The sequence below is a fragment of the Vibrio marinisediminis genome, assembly GCF_014050145.1.
Classification (GTDB): domain Bacteria; phylum Pseudomonadota; class Gammaproteobacteria; order Enterobacterales; family Vibrionaceae; genus Vibrio; species Vibrio marinisediminis.
This window is the reverse complement of the sequence record NZ_JACFYF010000410.1, coordinates 1-228: the sequence shown is the minus strand read 5'-3', so window position 1 is coordinate 228 and position 228 is coordinate 1. Positions and strand designations below refer to the sequence as shown.

At 71.1% G+C, this 228-nt stretch carries 1 protein-coding gene; it reads left to right on the top strand.

The features are described from left to right. Positions 1-228, top strand: a 228-nt coding sequence (locus H2O73_RS21600; protein WP_182110858.1) for an ABC transporter permease subunit, incomplete at both ends; no start/stop codon positions are given.

The window sequence follows — 228 nt, the reverse complement described above, 5'->3', positions numbered from 1 at the left end:
CCATGATCGTCGGTGTGGCCATGGGCTTTGCCGTGATCCCCGGCATCTATGCGCTGGCCGAGGATGCCCTGAACGGGGTGCCCGACAGCCTCGCCGAGGGTGCCCAGGCACTGGGTGCCACCCGCTGGCAGACGCTCTGGCGGGTGGTGCTGCCCGCGGCCTCACCGGGCATCCTGAGCGCGGTGATGATCGGCGCCGGCCGGGCGGTGGGCGAAACCATGATCGTGC